We start from the raw sequence: 18,614 nt of genomic DNA, 5'->3' as shown, positions 1-18,614 counted from the left end.
AACATTATAATGACTTCGGTAGGTGCCGGAATGAACATTAATGCTATCGTTTACAGATTTCCTTAAAAATAATTTTAATTAAAAATATAAAAAAGCACAAAGGAAGTCTTCTTTTGTGCTTTTTTTGTTTATATATCTAGGAATTTATTAATTTTAGAACAATTAGTTCTCTTAATAGTTTTTATTACCTTTGGCATCAATATGTGGTGATATATTTTTACTGTTTAAGACTACCACACTCAAAAAACAGAAGAATAAAACTAATAATCTGATATATGCAATTGAAAACGTTCTTAGCAATTCTGCCTTTCTCATTCATTCAAAATTTTTATTCTCAGGATATGAGAATAGACTATAATCTTGTTTATAAGCAAGACACATTAAGTTCTGAAACAATATCCAAAAAAATGGTACTCCTCGTCAAGGATGGAGAATCCAGATTTTGCACTGAAAAACAATATCAGGTAGATTCTCTGAGAAGTATTGGCTTTTATGGTTTTGCCGTGGGAGATCATGTTTTTGATGCCGTAAGAGATAAGCAGAATAGAAGCTCAAGGTATTACTATATATCAGCCGATGCATATAAACTGACAGAACCTATACAGTTGGACTGGAAAATAGAGAAAGAGGTTGCTAAAAAATATGGTTATAACTGCCAGAAAGCTACATTAAACTATAAAGGAAGAAAATGGGAAGCTTGGTTTACACAGGATATTCCATTGCAGGAAGGCCCCTATGTCTTCAAAGGATTACCAGGCCTGATTGTGGAGATGGAAGATAAAAGCCATTCCTATAAATTCTCCTTTTCAGGGTTGAAAAAAAGCTTTCACAAAATGAGCTTTGAGAGCTTGGGCTTTAAGCGCGTAGATGTTTCAATGAATAATCTTAAAAAGGTAATGCTGGACTATTATAATGATCCGTTTCGTGAGATGACCTCTGGAAATGTGAAAGCAAAATTTAAGGATGAAAAGGGAAATGAAATAGAACCCAATTTTAGGGAAATGACAAAGAATGTACAAACTTCCCTGAAAAAAAACAATAATCCAATAGAATTATCAGAAGCGATTAAATATCCATAGTCGTTAAAAACAATTTATTTTAACCTTTAATGCTGTATTTGGAGGTTAAATTTTTATATTTGGGGAGTTTCAAAAATTAATAATGATATTTTCTTTACAAGGTACTGTTCAAGAACTTACACCTACCTATGCAGTAATCAACGTACAAGGCGTTGGATACTATGTGGGGATCAGCTTAATGACCTCACAGACACTTACTTTAAATCAGCAAACTGTTTTATTTATTCAGCAGATCATCCGTGAAGATGCTCATCTTCTGTTTGGCTTTAACACTCGTTCGGAAAAAGAAATGTTCAATCTGTTAATAAGCGTTAATGGAGTAGGAGCAGTTTCTGCACTTATTCTTTTATCCACACTAAGCCTTGATGAGATTGCTGCGGGAATCCTTTCAGGAAACAGTGCACTCATTCAGAAAGCCAAAGGAATAGGAGCCAAAACAGCAGAAAGAATTATTGTTGATCTTAAAGATAAAGTACAGAAATTCAGTGGTCCAGCGGAGAATATTTCGTCGATGGTGAATAATAAAATCAAGGAAGAAGCGTTATCTGCATTAGAAGTTTTAGGAATTCCTAAGCGAACCAGCGAGAAGATGGCAGATAGGATATTAAAGCAGAATCCTGACCTTTCGGTTGAAGAATTGGTTAAACAAATTTTAAAAAACATTTAACATTTGGTGGCGAATAATAAGCATTTTAAAATATTTTTGTTCCTGTCGTTCCTGTTTATGTCTGTAAGTGCTTTCGCACAGCAGGCAAAAGACACAACGATCATACGAAAGCAATATGAGATAGCAGACCCCACGAGGTATGAGGCCTATTTCGATATCAAAACCGGGATGTACTATGTATATCCCAAAATTGGAAATACCATTACCGGTCCTCCTACTGCCATGTCTCCCGAAGAGTATAAAGAATATGTACTTGCTCTTCAGACCAGGGCATACTATAAGGAAAAATCGGAAAAATATAATCTCCTTTTTAGAAAAGACAAAAGTGATGCCAGAAAGAGAGGATTGATTCCTTCAGTGATGATTAACAATAAATTATTTGAAACCCTGTTCGGGGGAAATAAAATTGAGATCATCCCTTCCGGATATGCGTCCATTGATTTTGCAGGACTTTACCAGAAAATAGATAACCCGCTGATCCTTCCACAGAACAGGACCAGCTTTACTTTTGATATAGACCAGAGAATCCAGCTCGGATTATTAGGGAAAGTAGGAGAAAACCTTCAGTTGAAGGCCAATTATGATACCCAAAGTGGTTTTGCCTTTGAAAACAGGATGAATCTTGTGTGGCAGGCAAAAGGGAGCTGGAAAGACCTTCAGCAGAAAGGTCTTGGAAATGTGGATAAACCTAATGAAGGCGGCGAAGATAAAATCATTAAAAGAGTTGAGTTTGGTAACGTAAATATGCCTCTTTCAACAAGTTTGATCCGTGGTTCACAGTCATTGTTTGGGGTGAAAACAGAATTCCAACTAGGAAAAACTTTTGGAACGGTTGTCCTTTCCCAACAACAGGGTGAAGCCAGAAATATTGTCGTACAAGGAGGTGGGGTAATGAATAACTTTAAAGTCAGTGCCAATGAATATGAAGAAAATCAGCACTACTTTTTAGGGCATTATTTCCTTGATAAATATGATAATGCATTACTTAATTATCCACAAATCAATTCAACAATCAATATTACCAGACTTGAAGTTTGGGTATTGGATCAAGGAAACAGTAACCTGGCTTATCAGAAAGGAATTATCGGGATCAGGGATCTTGGTGAAGGAGGTGGTGTACTGCCGGATAACTCCGTAAATAATTTATATGATGATATTTCCGCAAAAGCAGGGACGAGAGAAGCCGGTAAAGATTATAATGGCGTTTACCAGGGACAAGTATTTGGGGGATCACAACCTTATATAAACGGTGAGCATTTTATCTTTAATAGCAAAGCAAGGAAACTGAATGCTAATGAATTTACATTCCAGCCACAATTAGGATATATTTCATTGAATCAAAAGCTTAATGATCAGCAGCTTTTGGCTGTTTCCTATTCATATACGGTAAATGGAAGTAATAAAGTATACAAAGTCGGAGAATTCTCAGAAGAAAGCCCGGTTTTGATTACTAAAGTATTGAAAGTGAACAACAGTGTAGATGTATCTTCTCCAATGTGGAAACTGATGATGAAGAACGTTTATTCTTTAGATGCAGGTCAGGTATCTCCTGATGGGTTTATTCTTAATGTATATTATAGAGATCAGAAAACCGGAGGGAAGGTAAATTATCTTCCGGATACTTCTGTTAAAGATGTCAATCTATTGAAATTACTGAACTGGGATCGCCTTAATATGAATGGTGATATTCAGAACAATAAAGATGGTACCAAAGGGGACGGGGTTTTTGACTTTGTTAACGGAATTACAGTGAGACCGGAAACCGGAAGAATTATTTTTACCAAGGTGCAGCCTTTTGGTGATTATATGCAACAGGTATTAGGAACCAATGACCCACAATATGTTTTCCATGATCTGTATGATCAGATAAAGCCTACGAATGGTCAAACCATAGTTCCTCAACGATATACCATTGAAGGTCGTTACAAAGGGGTGCAGGGACAAGGTATTTCTCTAGGTGCTGTAAACGTACCTCAAGGATCTGTAAAAGTTTCTGCAAATGGAGTACAGCTTTCCGAAGGGGTAGACTATACCGTAGACTATATGCTTGGTACAGTAACCATCATCAATGAGAATGTAAAACAGTCTGGCCAGGCCATTAATATTTCCTTAGAAAACCAACTTACATTCAATACTCAGAGAAAAAGATTCCTGGGATTGAATTTGGAAAGAAGATTTAATGAAAACTTTATTTTAGGAGGAACCGTTATTAATTATTCAGAATCTCCACTTACCCAAAAGGTAAACTTCGGGCAGGAGGCTGTAAATAATACAATGGCGGGGATTAATTTGATGTATAATAATCAGGCTCCTTATCTTACAAGGTTTACAGATAAACTTCCACTGATAAAGACTGAAGCTCCATCTAATATCAACTTTAAAATGGAGGCTGCGTATCTTCTACCTGGATTGAATAAGGCAACCAACAGCCAGTCTTATATTGACGATTTCGAGCAGACAACTTCTAAAATATCTTTAAAGGAACCCGCAGCCTGGAGTTTAGCCTCAAGGCCAGAAAAGAATACAGAACCTCCTTTCAATATTCCGCCAACAAGTGATGATTTAACAAGCGGCTATGGAAGAGGGTTATTATCATGGTATAATATTGACCCAAGATTCTGGGGAGTTGGAGGGAGAGCTCCTGGAGGAATTACACCACAATCGGTATCCAACCATGCATCAAGAAGGGTACTACTCTCTGAAATTTATAATAACAGGGATTTTGTAGCCGGAGATCAAACCTATACCAATACTTTAGATATCTCTTTTTTTCCTAAAGAAAGAGGACCTTATAACGTGAATCCAGGAACAGAGCCGGCGGTTAGCAGATGGGGAGGAATTATGAGACCTATCAGTGTGCCTAACTTTGTAAGTTCAAATATTGAATATGTTGAATTCTGGATGATGGACCCTTATGCTGATGGTAATAAACTGGGAGATAATCCAAAATTATTACTACACTTAGGAAATGTATCTGAAGATATCCTTAAAGATGGGAAAATGTTGTACGAAAATGGACTTCCTGCACCAGGAGTAGTATCTAGTACAACAACTTCCAATTGGGGAGTACAGCCAAAACAACCTCCTATTTTATATGCTTTCTCTACTGAAGGAGATGGAAGAAAAGCGCAGGATGTAGGATATGACGGTTTGAGTTCAGACCAGGAAGCAATGAGATTCGGAAATACCTTTGTAAACCCGGTAACAAATATTGTTGACCCTGCAGTGGATGACTTTGTATTCTATTTGTCAGATAAATTTACAGGTAGTCAGGCCGCTTCATTGGTGGAGCGTTATAAATACTTCAGAAACCCTGATGGAAACTCAGAAGCAAATTCATTGAATGTGGCTTCACAGACTCCGGACGCAGAAGATATTAACAGAGATTATAACCTGGATCAAATAGAAAGTTATAATGAATATCCAATAAAATTAGATCAGGCCAGCCTTTCATTAGGGTCAAATAATATTGTTGATGTTAAGACCGTAAAAGCTGTTTTCCAGAACGGGCAGTCGGGTGATGTGAAATGGTACCTTTTCAGAGTACCGGTTTCCAATTTTGATAAAACGCAGGGAGCTCATAGTGAAACAGTACTTAATAATGTAAGATTTGCAAGGTTAATGCTTACAGGATTTGAAAACACGTCTACTTTGAGATTTGGAACAATGGATCTTGTAAGATCAGATTGGAGAAAATATCCTAAGACCCTTGCTGCTTATTCAAATGTACCATTAGATCCAGCTTCGAATGAAGGAGTAACAATAGATCCAGAAATTGGGAAACTTGAGGTAGGAAGTGTGAATATAGAAGAGAATGCTCTTAATCAGCCTCCTTATGTACTGCCTCCTGGAATTGACAGACAGGTATTAAGTGGAAATGCAGGAGCACAAAGACAGAATGAGGCGTCATTATATATGAAAGCTAAGGATGTGGAAGCTAGTAAAGCTCAGGGAGTATTCAAAAATACAACCTTAGATATGAGAAGATATAAAAAACTAAAACTTTTTGTACATGCTCATGATCCAATAAATAGAGATATTAATGTAGGTAAAATGGATGAAAAAACTAAATTCTTTATTCGTTTTGGAAATGATGCTACAGATAACTACTATGAATATGAAGCTTCTTTGAAACTTACTTCAACTTCGGCAACAGCTCCTATGGAAATCTGGCCAATGGAAAATGAAGTGAATCTTGAGATTCAGAATTTTGTTGATGCCAAAATCAGAAGAGATAAAATGTATGCTGATAAAATTATGCAACGATTTCTGGATCCGAATTTTGAAGCAGGAGATAACTATAAAAGGATTTATGTTAAGGGACGTCCAAGCTTAGGAAATGTGACAACCATTATGGTTGGTATTCGAAATGGACAGGAAAGAGGAATAGGGACTTCTATAGATAGAATTTTATGGGTTAATGAAATTCGTCTTTCTGAAATTGAAAATGATGGTGGATATGCAGGAAATGCAAGCTTAAATTTCAACTTGGGAGATTTTGCAACCGTAAATACCAATGCCTCTTATACTTCAGTAGGATTCGGAAATATTGATTCTAAGCCGGCAGAGAGAAATCAGTCTACTCAGTCTGCGTTCAGTATCAATACAGCAATTAATGTTGATAAACTTTTACCGGAAAAAACAGGGGTAAAGATTCCATTGAACTATTCTTACTCACAAACAATAGAAGATCCGAAGTACAATCCTTTGGATACGGATGTTGAATTTAGTAAGGCTCCAAACAGAGAGCAACTGAAAAAAGTGGCAAGAACATATACGCAGCAAAGAAGTATTGGAGTTGTTAATATGCGTAAAGAAAGAGTCAATCAGAATAAAAAGCCTAAGTTCTATGATATCGAAAACGTTTCAGTAACTGCGGTATATAATGATGATTATTTCAGAGATATTTATACAAAGAGAAATTACAGACAGTATCTGAGAGGGTATGTTGATTACAACTATACTTTCAAACCATGGGTAATTAAACCTTTCAATAAAATGATTAGTGATACTGCCAAGTCTACTAAATACCTGAGATGGGTAAAAGAATTTAATATCAATCCTATTCCAACAAGATTATCTTTCAGAACAGAGGTTGACAGAAACTATAACGAACTTGAGTTTAGAAATATTGAAGCTATTTTAGGAGGGAATACCGCAGGAGACATGGAAGCGATCAGAAATAGAAACTTCTACTTCGGGTGGCAATATGGTTTAGGATTCAATTTTACAAAATCATTAAAACTGGAGATTAATTCAGCAACCAGAACGCTTAACGATAACATTGACGTAAATACGATGAATAATAAAGCGATTTTCGGGAATGTATTCAGAGCGGGTAGACCGGTATTGTATAATCACAGAGCACAATTGAACTATAAGCTGCCATTCCAATATTTGCCTTATCTGGACTTTATTGATGCGGAAGTAGGGTATGGATTTACTTATAACTGGAATGCAAGATCTACAGCCTTACTTTCAAGCCCTGAAGGAAGCTTAGGATCAATAGGTCAGAATACCAATGTAATCCAGGCAACTGCATCGGCAGATATTCCTAAATTCTTTGGACAGTTTAATTATTTCAAAAATATTAATACTAAACTTCAGAAGCGTAAGCAGGAAATGGATTCCCTGAACAATGTATATACAAAGCAATGGGAAAAGAACAGATACGCATATAAGAAGTATAAATTCAAAAATAAACTTACGGTACTTCAAAGTGCAGCCTTCTTCCTGACTTCATTCAAGCAGTTGGATGTAAGCTATACTGAAAACAACGGAACAGTGCTTCCAGGTTTATTATCAGCTCCGAACTGGTATGGCTCTGGTCAGACATTGGGAGGACCTACCATCGGATTCCTGCTAGGATCTCAGGCTGATATCAGAAGAACAGTAATGGAGAATGGATGGGTAAGCAGCTCTAATTATATGACTGATGCCTATGTAAGAATGTCCACCAGAGAATTACGGGCTAATTTACAGATGATGCCAATGAATGATTTTAGGATTGACCTGAATGTGTTGCATAATTTCAACAGTAACTTTTCGCACTCAGGATTTAACTATGTTAATCCAGGAGGGGTTTCTGACCCAAGTTTTACATTTGCAACCGATATGATTACCTATTCAAATTCTACAATGCTGATTAGCTCATCATTTAAAGATGGTACAGCAGTGTATCAGGCAATCAGGGAAAATGCAATGAAACTTTCACAACAGCTGGGAGGACCTAATGCAGAAATAGGAAATGATGGGTTTGCTAAACATTATAGTATTGCAAACGCTTATGTATTAATTCCTGCATTCAGAGCAGCTCTTGAAGGAAAGTCCGTTTCTCCGATAGGAAATCCTAAAAAGGCAGGAATGCCATTACCGAACTGGAGAATTACCTATTCAGGATTAAAGAACATTCCAATCATTAGTGGGCAGTTCACGAAGTTTGATATCTTGCATGGTTATACAGCTACCTATACTGCAACAGGAATTCAAAGTAATATTGATTACCATAGTAACCCTGGTGGATATTATCAGACCGTAGACGATGCCGGTACTATTAAACTGAATGATGGGGATAAGATTAACCCTTATACTTTTGCTCAGGTAGGTTATGTAGAGTCTTTCTCTCCACTTATTGGAGTGGATGTTACCATGAGAAACAATATGCAGTTCGGGTTACAATACAACAAAAACAGAATGATGGTGCTGGGATTAGTAAACCATACCCTGACTGAAGATTCTAACTCAGAATACGTAGTAAGATTAGGATATATTGTCCGAAACTTCAGATTAGGAACTGCCAATGTAAGAGGAAGAGGAACCAGAGGAAAAGGAAGTGATCTTAACATCCGAGGAGATATTTCACTAAGAGATAGTAAAACTTCTATTATGAATATCCTGTTAAATGATTCACAAATTACAGGAGGGCAGAGGCTTCTTAATATCAAGCTTTCCGCAGACTACAATGTCTCCGAAAACCTGAATCTGAGAGTCTTCTACGAACAGATGACTTCAAAATATAAGATCTCAACAGCCTTCCCGTTGTCTACGATCAGGGCAGGGATTTCCGCAACATTTACATTCGGAGAGTCCGGTGGCGGATTCTAGATAATAATATGAATTTTATAATAAAGCCTCTTTCTGAAAGAAAGAGGCTTTAATTTTTATTAATAATACTCTGATTGTTGAATTAAATGTTAATTTTATAGGTGATTAAACAAATAAACTAATAACGATGAATAAGATTATCCTATCTTTTCTTACTCTAGCGTCAGGAGTTCTTATGGCGCAAAGCCTGACCCCAACAGTTTCTATTTCAGCGGCAGGATCTGCAGATAATTTTAAGGGAGGTTATACCTTTGCTTATGCAACATCGGGAACACCCTGGAATGGCCCTCTCTTAAGTTTTGGTGGATTTAATAATAATTACGATGCCCAATTAAACACAGACTATGGTCCCAATGGAGGAGAGCATATATCATTTAGAACAAAAAATGGAGATGCAAACGTTTGGAATTCTTGGAATGAATTAGCAACTAGGGGAACTAATAATTTTACGGGCAAACAATCCATCATGGGAAACCTTGGTATTGGTACCGGTGCACCTTCTGAAATGCTAACTGTTTCTGGTGGTCATACGGGCTCTATGATTTTATTGAATTCGTCTGGTGATGGAGGAAATAGTCCTGCCAATTTAACGCTTTGGGCTTCAGAGCCACAAGAAACGTATACAGGAGTAGGAATTGGTAACAATGTGAAAAACTACAACAGTACCAATAATCAGGTTTTTCCCCGTATAAATGCTAGTACTGGAGGTTCTTATATGAGATTACTTGATAATCAGATCCACTTCAATATAATTTCTAATACAGGAGACAATAAGAAAATAGCTACTTTGGCAAGGGATAGGTTTGATGTAAGTGGTTCTCTATCTTCTCAAATTAGCTCAAATGAAGGAGGTGCTATTATTTTAGAAAATCCAACAAAAACAGCCGCCAACATGGCTAGAAAATGGGTGCTTTATAATATGACTGGAGGTTATGGAAATTCTTTACAATTCTGGAGCTATTCCGACGGAGGAGCCTATGGAGCAAAGCTTCTTCTTTCCGATGCGGGAAACATGGCATTACAAGGTAAATTTGAAGCAAAAGAAATTAAAGTAACCCTTACCCCAACAGCCGACTTCGTATTTGATGAAAATTATGATTTACCAAAGTTAGAATCTGTTGAAAAGCATATTAAAGAGAAGAAACATCTTCCTGAAATAGCCTCTGCAAAAGAGATGGAAAAAGAAGGGGTAAATGTAGGAGAGTTCCAGATTAAGCTACTACAAAAAATAGAAGAACTTACCCTGTACACGATTGAGCTGAATAAGCAGGTGAAAAAGCAAGCGGAAGAAATTGAAGCTTTAAAAAAATCAAATAAATAATATTCTACTACATTGATATTGGAACATCCACTTAATGAAAAACAAATGATGAATGCCAGAGTGAGTACCTGGATATGAAGTAGTTTTTATTTCGTGAGTTGGTAACCAGGAAATATTACATTAAAAGAATACGCAATAATTATGAAAAAACTAATATCCATGGCTGTAGTATTAGCAGCACAAATTTCTTTTGCACAATTATATACCCCTAATGGTGGTATGAATGCAACCTCTACTCCAGGATCTACAAATGTAGGGATAGGAATTCATGACCCTCATTCTAATTTAGAAGTAGCTGATCAAAACGGAGGTAAAATAATAATATCAACAGGTGGCTGGAGTGCATCATCAGCTAATCCTAAACTTCCCATCTTAGAATTTGCCGGATATTTGAATTATCCTAAAGTAAGATTGATGGCAACTGAGGAAACAGGAAATACAAATGGATCTAGATTTTCCATTTTAGTTAACGATAACACAAGTGCTACAAATCTTGTTGAAAGATTTTTAATTCTCCAAAACGGAAATGTAGGATTGGGAAATTCACAGCCAAAAGAAAAACTAGATGTTTTAGGTAATATTTTAGCCGGAGCTACCCATTCAACAGAAGGAATCAATGCTTTTGCGATAAGATATGAAAACGGATCATTAAGTAACTGGGGATCATTGAGAAGTTCAGCCGCAACTTATATGAGCTTTGGTACTAAAGCAGATCCTAATACGGCAGACGGATGGCTATCTTCTAATGGAACGCTAAATTTTTCCAAAGTTGCTATGACAATGAATAATGAAGGAGTAAGATTCTTAAGTTCACCAGCACAGGCTATTCCTTTAGATACTCCTATAACAATGAAGGAACTAATGAAACTTTCTCCAAACGGTAATGCTTCATTACAAGGCAAATTTGAAGCAAAAGAAATCAAAGTTACCCTCACCCCAACAGCCGATTTTGTATTTGATGAAAATTATGACTTACCCAAGTTAGAAGCCGTTGAAAAACATATCAAAGAAAAGAAGCATCTGCCTGAAATAGCTTCTGCAAAGGAAATGGAAAAGGAAGGGGTAAATGTAGGTGAGTTTCAGATTAAGTTGCTACAGAAAATAGAAGAGCTGACACTGTATACCATTGAGCAGAATAAACAGCTTAAGAAGCTTCAGGAGAATAATGATAAGTTAATGAAAGAAGTTTCTGAACTAAAATCTAATAAAAACTGATTAGAACATGAGAAAATTAAAATATACTTTATTTATATTCCTGCTTTTGATTAGTTTTTTCAAAAGCCAAGTAGGGGATAACGGATACCCATTTTTGTATGAAAAATTAACTTCTGAACGCCGTATTACAACCAGAGAAGAGTATAAAGACCATTTGGGTAACATTATTCCTTTGTTGGAACTAAAGCAGAATGTTAAAGCTTTTGAAACAGATGATGTTAATAATCAGCAAATAATAGATGAGGTTGCTGGTTTGAAAGATAAAGATTATATAAATCAAAATATTTACGGCAAAGCTGTTTATAGAGAAATTAATATTGCAGATGATAATAATAGGATTGAGTATGATGGAAGATATTATTACTTATATAAGGTTAAGTCGTCGGATGCTAAAGCACTGCAAATCTATTTTAAGAAATATCTTTTACCGAAAGATAGTAAGCTTTTCCTATATGCAGAAAATGGATTTGTCTTAGGAGAATTTAACGATAAAAATAATCCAGACCCTAAAAACAAAGGATTAGAATTTGGGACACAGCCAATACCCGGAAATACATTTTATATTGAACTTTCTTATCCTGTAAATAGTAATAATAAACCTTTATTAGTTACTGAGAAAGTTATTCATTCCTTTACAGATTTTTATGGTGGAGTTTATGGCACAGCAGGTAATTGTCATAAGAATATAGCATGTGGATTTACAATTGATAATAAGTCAAGAAATATAAAATCTGTTGGATTGATGTTATATCCGATATATCAATGGGGGACAAACACACATACTTATTCCGCAAGTTGCTCAGGAAACCTAATGAATAATACTGCTCAAAATGGAGAACCTTATTTTTTGACAGCTGCTCATTGTATAGGATATGAAGCTGCTAATAATAATATCAATTGGAGTACAGAATTAATTACTTTATTTAACTATGAAGCGTTAAGCTGTACAAGTAGTGGAACAGATGCCCCAGCTGCATTATCCAATAATTCAGTTTTCGGATGTACCTTGTTAACGCAAAGTCCGGCTACTTCTTTAGATTATGCTTTAATAAAATTGAATACAACAGCGAGTGCCTTAGCTCAATATAAAATTTGTTATGCTGGCTGGGATAATAATCCTAACGCATATTCGGTAAATCCTACGAATGCATATTCAGTACATCACCCCAAAGGTGATGTGAAAAAAATATCTATGGTTCAGGAATTAAATCCTGTGATAAGTAACCAGCCTATACTACAATCAGGATTATTCGGATATTATGCTGTCCCGTGGCCAACAAATACATCAGGAACATTTTTACAGAACTCCTGGAGAAATGGTATTGTAGAGAAAGGGTCTTCCGGATCTCCATTATTCAATAGTTCCGATAGGTTAATAGGATCTTTATCAACAGGTCCTGACCCTAACCATTTTAATTGTAATAATCCGGATATTTATAGCAACAAATGGTTTACTTATTATTCGAGATTTTCTAATAATTATTATACCATGTCTCCGTGGCTAAATCCTAATGGAACAAACGTACAATCTATAGGACCATATTGTCCATCTTATATTCAAGTTGGTGCTCCTATTATTGTTAATCCAGGAGGTGGAGGAGGAACCCAACCAACAAATTGGGAAGATGAACCTATTGATATAAACGGAGAAAGAGTTCATCCTGCCAATACATGGGGTAAAAAAATCTATTTAAGAGAAAAAAATGGATCTTATAATTCCCTACAAGAGGTAGACACAAATTTTTATTATTATAGATCAGTCATGTCTGCAAACCAAAATACATTTGCCATGAGTGAAAACCTATATGATATATACTATTTTAATATAAACGATTTTTTATCTAAGTTCCAGCTTTGGGGAATATATAAAATAGTTGATTGTAATAAAATTAAGTATATAAAACCTGCCAAAATAACAATAAAAAATCCTGGAGTGACTGGTGAAATCCATGATTGTTTGATAGATGTTGTAGGGGTTACTAATGACAGAGTTCATATTCTTATTGAAGTTTGGAGAAGGAATGCTGCATTTGATTTGTATAAAACATACGAACTTCAATCTTTTAAAATAGTAAATAATGAACTCGTATTTGAAAATTATAAAACACTTTTTTATGATCAGCAAAACCTTAATATTTCAAAATATTATGATTTTGATAATGGGCATTTAATGCTATCCGTAAGTCATAATTCAAATTTGTTAAACAAAATATATTCGTGCTATTACAATGAGCAGAATGGTACCTGGTCAATGGATGCCAATCCAATACCGAACGGATCTACTGGTGTATTTACAAAAATTGTAGGAGATAAAGTTTTTATACAACCATCAGGACAAAATAAAGTTGATATTTATAATCTTGCTTCAAATTCACCCGCATTTAGTTTGAAGGCATCATTGTCTAATCAATTTTTATCTGTTCCTGGAACAAATGGAGTAGGTGATCGTTTATCTATATTTAAAAGATCAGATGATGTATATAATATTGTCTATAAAAATACTAATGGTGTTGGATTTTATGAATTTATGCAAGTGAATTTATCAGGAAATTCAGCCACTTCTTCTCATATTACAATGCCGGCAGACTTTAGATACGTCTATGGTTCTGGGTCTAATTTTATTATAAAAGATAAGGAAATTATTAAATTAACTAATGTAGGATGGGCATCAAATGCGAGTAGTGAATATGGAAATCATTTCTATCAAAATTACATAAAAGATGGTAGTGGAAATTGGATAAAAGATAAAACATTTCCACTTAAATGGAAAGATATCGGAGCATTCAATAACAGATATATAATCAGTTCTGATGATTATTATAATAATAGTACTGGTCCAAAGCGCAGGATGTTTAGTATAAGAGAAATTGATTATATAGCACATCCGTATATTAGGTATGATGATAATGTATTTTATCCAGCAGCTTATCACCGTCCAAAAAAATTAGACAACTATTATTTTAGTGCGGGTATTGTTGTTAATGGAAGAGAAGAATTTAAAAATATAGCTGGAACTAGCTTAAACAAATTCTTATATAGATCTCCTAATTTAGGATATGATTTTAATGCTACAACTTATGATACCAAAACCGTCATTTTAGATGATAAAACACAGAAGTTGACGGGGTACAAGAGTGTGGCTATACACGGGAAATATTCTGTTGTAATGAAACCTGGCTTTAGTGTTTCTGCTTCAACCGGGGTAGAATTTACGGCAAAAGCACAAGCTCCTTTGCCAGCAGATATTCCTGCATGTTCTCTTACCTTTGATGATATGCTTAATCCTCAGATAACAGAGACACCTAATGAAACACTCTATCTTAAACAGGTCGGCGTGAAATTAGGAAATGAACCTTATTACGGAGAAATTGTACTTAATGGTACTCTTGCAAACCAGGAAGTCGTTATTGACAGGGCCGTGAAGTTATATCCAAACCCTACCAAAGATATATTGAATATTGACTTTAATGGGAAAAAGTTCAAAACATTAGACGTATATTCATTAGATGGTAAGAAAATTATGACACAAGATTTATCATCCTTGAATACTATCCAGGTAAACTTATCTCAATATCCTGCCGGAATTTATATGGTAACCCTCATAGATTCAAATGGAAAGAACTATCCAAATAAGATTATTAAAAAATAATTATTTAATCCAAATCGCTGCTTTTGCAGCGATTTTTTTATTTATAACCAAAATTTATTGAAGATGCCTATTAAGGCTTTGAACCTTTTATAATTTTGAATACATTTGTAGAAAATAAAAATTAAAAAATGAACACACCATCAGAATTAAAGTACACTAAAGATCACGAATGGATCAATATCGAAGGTAATGTTGCTACAATTGGTATTACAGACTTTGCTCAGGGAGAACTTGGAGACATTGTTTATGTAGACGTAGATACAGTAGATGATGATCTTAATGGTGGCGACGTTTTCGGAAGTGTAGAAGCAGTAAAAACTGTTTCAGACTTATTCTTACCTATTGCAGGAAAAGTTATCGAATTCAACTCAGAATTGGAAGACCAGCCAGAATTGTTAAATACAGACCCTTATGGAGACGGATGGATCATCAAATTAGAAGTTGCTGATGGAGCAGACCTTTCTGAATTACTTTCTGCAGACGATTACAAAGCGATCATTGGATAAAATTTCAAAAATATTTAGTAAGATATTGCCCATTTATTGGGCATTTCTTACTTATATGCTTCTCAAACCCGGAGAAGAAAACCAAGAATATTGGTTTATGTTCAGTGGTATCGATAAAGTATTGCACATAAGTATATTTGCCGCTTTAGGATTTTCTTTCATTGCCGCATTTCCCAAAATAAAATTTTCTTACTTCTTTCAGATTATTCTTATATATGGATTCCTTACAGAGATCCTTCAGGAAGAAATGGGATTGGGCAGATCTATGGAAACACTGGATATCGTCGCAGACACTGTAGGCTGTCTCATAGGCTACTTTACCTATAAGCTTTTGATTAAACGATTTTTCTAATTCTATTTTTAGAAATTAGACTTTCCTGGATGAGGTCCCTTACCTTTCTTTCGTCCTTTTCTTTTTAGAATTCTTAAGCCATTCAATTTATTCCGGAGCTATTTCCCGCTATCCACTCTTACTCCTCACGCCTTTACCCTCCAAGGCTCAAACCCTCCATCTCTCCAAACCTTGTTGCGGGGTAACCGTTACTATCGGGGCTAGGGTAGTGGACATATATTATAAATAATGAGTAATAAGTAATAGAGGATGTTTTTTATAAAAACCTGTCTTCTTATATATAAGTATACATCCATATCTCCTGAAGTCTTTGTCATTGGTGACGTTTAATCTTCTATTCCGGTAAGAACTCCCGCAAAAGCTACCTATTCCTTTAAGAAGATCGAGTGACTCTTTCAATTAGATATACCAGAAAGCTACTCACAATACAACCAGCACTATCATCTGTGAAAATCCGTGTTCTCCGTGAGAAATAAAAAAAACACTGCGTTTTTCTATAAAACAATCTTAGAGAATAACCCTCAACCCTCATATCCTCCAGTCTCTTTATTTATTTTCTCTGCACCATTTTTGTCATCCTGTAAGGATCTCAACACCGCATTATTAAAATAAACCTTGATCTATAATTTCCAACGTACAAAAGTCCATCAATAGGAGTGGGCTTTAGCCCACTCAAATAAAATAAACGCCCAGCCATTGGCTTTAGCCCAAACCTATTTCAAAATAATTCTGAAAACTTACCCCATGTATTATATATAATGTATACCTTCCATTACCCATTACCCATTACTCATTACTCATTACTCATTACTCATCATTATATAGATGGTATATCATATAAAAACACACCCATTTCTCCCCAACTTTCATCCCCTTGGATCCTTTCCCTCCAATCCCCAAACAAATGTTTAAAATTTTTCTCTCATAGTACCAGTGCTTTAAGGATAAAACATTACCTGAATATGAATTTTATGTTAAATAAACTTGCGTGAAATGGATGAAGTTTCTATCTTTGCCCCACTGAAAAACGAAAGGGATTCAGTAAGCGCAGAAGAGCTTTTAAATAAGCATAAACATTATACTTTACGAAAGAGACAGACGAAAAAAAAACTTTTAATTTTTAGGATTTAAAAGTTGCAAGTTAAAATAAAGTTTGTATCTTTGCAGTCCCAATTAAGGGAGCGCAGGAGTAGAGGGATTGAGGGTTAGGAAAGAGATTAAGGTTACTTAAAAAACTTTAAAATTTTCTTTCAAAACATTTGGTCGAATCAAAATAAAGTTTTACTTTTGCACTCGCAAATACGGAGCGACACTGACAGAAAGATTGCTTCGTTGAAAAGCGGAAGATATAAAGATCATTGACATACAATATAACAACCAAGTAAGGAAAAACTAAAGCGTTAAAAAACTTTGAGTGAGTCAGACAAACATACAATGGAGAGTTTGATCCTGGCTCAGGATGAACGCTAGCGGGAGGCCTAACACATGCAAGCTGAGCGGTAGAGATCTTTCGGGATCTTGAGAGCGGCGTACGGGTGCGGAACACGTGTGCAACCTGCCTTTATCAGGGGGATAGCCTTTCGAAAGGAAGATTAATACCCCATAATATAAGAAACGGCATCGTTTTTTATTGAAAACTCCGGTGGATAGAGATGGGCACGCGCAAGATTAGATAGTTGGTGAGGTAACGGCTCACCAAGTCTGCGATCTTTAGGGGGCCTGAGAGGGTGATCCCCCACACTGGTACTGAGACACGGACCAGACTCCTACGGGAGGCAGCAGTGAGGAATATTGGACAATGGGTTAGCGCCTGATCCAGCCATCCCGCGTGAAGGACGACGGCCCTATGGGTTGTAAACTTCTTTTGTATAGGGATAAACCTACTCTCGTGAGAGTAGCTGAAGGTACTATACGAATAAGCACCGGCTAACTCCGTGCCAGCAGCCGCGGTAATACGGAGGGTGCAAGCGTTATCCGGATTTATTGGGTTTAAAGGGTCCGTAGGCGGATCTGTAAGTCAGTGGTGAAATCTCACAGCTTAACTGTGAAACTGCCATTGATACTGCAGGTCTTGAGTGTTATTGAAGTAGCTGGAATAAGTAGTGTAGCGGTGAAATGCATAGATATTACTTAGAACACCAATTGCGAAGGCAGGTTACTAAGCAACAACTGACGCTGATGGACGAAAGCGTGGGGAGCGAACAGGATTAGATACCCTGGTAGTCCACGCCGTAAACGATGCTAACTCGTTTTTGGGGCGCAAGCTTCAGAGACTAAGCGAAAGTGATAAGTTAGCCACCTGGGGAGTACGTTCGCAAGAATGAAACTCAAAGGAATTGACGGGGGCCCGCACAAGCGGTGGATTATGTGGTTTAATTCGATGATACGCGAGGAACCTTACCAAGGCTTAAATGGGAAATGACAGGTTTAGAAATAGACTTTTCTTCGGACATTTTTCAAGGTGCTGCATGGTTGTCGTCAGCTCGTGCCGTGAGGTGTTAGGTTAAGTCCTGCAACGAGCGCAACCCCTGTCACTAGTTGCCATCATTAAGTTGGGGACTCTAGTGAGACTGCCTACGCAAGTAGAGAGGAAGGTGGGGATGACGTCAAATCATCACGGCCCTTACGCCTTGGGCCACACACGTAATACAATGGCCGGTACAGAGGGCAGCTACACAGCGATGTGATGCAAATCTCGAAAGCCGGTCTCAGTTCGGATTG

8 protein-coding genes and 1 rRNA gene (1 of these 9 cut by a window edge) are annotated in these 18,614 nt (G+C 36.3%); all 9 read left to right on the top strand.

Annotated elements, in window-relative coordinates:
* Positions 1–275 precede the first annotated feature (275 nt).
* Positions 276–1,079, top strand: a complete 804-nt coding sequence (locus NBX25_RS16860; RefSeq protein WP_284346239.1) for a GLPGLI family protein — start codon at positions 276–278, stop codon at positions 1,077–1,079.
* Between the two features lie 82 nt (positions 1,080–1,161).
* Positions 1,162–1,746 (top strand): Holliday junction branch migration protein RuvA, encoded by a 585-nt coding sequence (ruvA, locus tag NBX25_RS16855; protein WP_123858973.1) that lies wholly within the window; start codon positions 1,162–1,164, stop codon positions 1,744–1,746.
* A 57-nt stretch (positions 1,747–1,803) separates the two neighbouring features.
* A complete protein-coding gene (sov, locus tag NBX25_RS16850) occupies positions 1,804–8,850 on the top strand; it encodes a T9SS outer membrane translocon Sov/SprA (RefSeq protein ID WP_250254465.1) in 7,047 nt (2,348 codons plus the stop codon).
* A gap of 127 nt (positions 8,851–8,977) precedes the next feature.
* Entirely contained in the window at positions 8,978–10,171 is a 1,194-nt protein-coding gene (locus tag NBX25_RS16845) for a hypothetical protein (RefSeq protein ID WP_228412885.1), read from the top strand.
* A gap of 141 nt (positions 10,172–10,312) precedes the next feature.
* Positions 10,313–11,386, top strand: coding sequence for a hypothetical protein (locus NBX25_RS16840; RefSeq protein WP_250254463.1), 1,074 nt, complete (start codon positions 10,313–10,315; stop codon positions 11,384–11,386).
* Between the two features lie 7 nt (positions 11,387–11,393).
* On the top strand, positions 11,394–15,035 hold the full coding sequence (locus NBX25_RS16835; protein WP_250254455.1) for a T9SS type A sorting domain-containing protein: 3,642 nt from the start codon (positions 11,394–11,396) through the stop codon (positions 15,033–15,035).
* Between the two features lie 128 nt (positions 15,036–15,163).
* On the top strand, positions 15,164–15,541 hold the full coding sequence (gene gcvH / locus NBX25_RS16830; RefSeq protein ID WP_123909017.1) for a glycine cleavage system protein GcvH: 378 nt from the start codon (positions 15,164–15,166) through the stop codon (positions 15,539–15,541).
* Entirely contained in the window at positions 15,483–15,893 is a 411-nt protein-coding gene (locus NBX25_RS16825; RefSeq protein WP_410494000.1) for a VanZ family protein, read from the top strand. Before gcvH ends, NBX25_RS16825 begins: the two co-directional genes overlap by 59 nt.
* A gap of 1,431 nt (positions 15,894–17,324) precedes the next feature.
* Positions 17,325–18,614: ribosomal RNA gene (locus NBX25_RS16820) — 16S ribosomal RNA — on the top strand (it continues 227 nt past the right edge of the window).

The sequence above is a fragment of the Chryseobacterium sp. Marseille-Q3244 genome, assembly GCF_940807095.1.
Classification (GTDB): Bacteria; Bacteroidota; Bacteroidia; order Flavobacteriales; family Weeksellaceae; genus Chryseobacterium.
This window is presented reverse-complemented; position numbering and strand designations above follow the sequence as displayed.

Coding starts and splice junctions, on each gene's coding strand:
- NBX25_RS16860 (WP_284346239.1), top strand. CDS start 276: ATGCAATTGAAAACGTTCTTAGCAATTCTGCCTTTCTCATTCATTCAA.
- ruvA (WP_123858973.1), top strand. CDS start 1,162: ATGATATTTTCTTTACAAGGTACTGTTCAAGAACTTACACCTACCTAT.
- sov (WP_250254465.1), top strand. CDS start 1,804: ATGTCTGTAAGTGCTTTCGCACAGCAGGCAAAAGACACAACGATCATA.
- NBX25_RS16845 (WP_228412885.1), top strand. CDS start 8,978: ATGAATAAGATTATCCTATCTTTTCTTACTCTAGCGTCAGGAGTTCTT.
- NBX25_RS16840 (WP_250254463.1), top strand. CDS start 10,313: ATGAAAAAACTAATATCCATGGCTGTAGTATTAGCAGCACAAATTTCT.
- NBX25_RS16835 (WP_250254455.1), top strand. CDS start 11,394: ATGAGAAAATTAAAATATACTTTATTTATATTCCTGCTTTTGATTAGT.
- gcvH (WP_123909017.1), top strand. CDS start 15,164: ATGAACACACCATCAGAATTAAAGTACACTAAAGATCACGAATGGATC.
- NBX25_RS16825 (WP_410494000.1), top strand. CDS start 15,483: ATGGAGCAGACCTTTCTGAATTACTTTCTGCAGACGATTACAAAGCGA.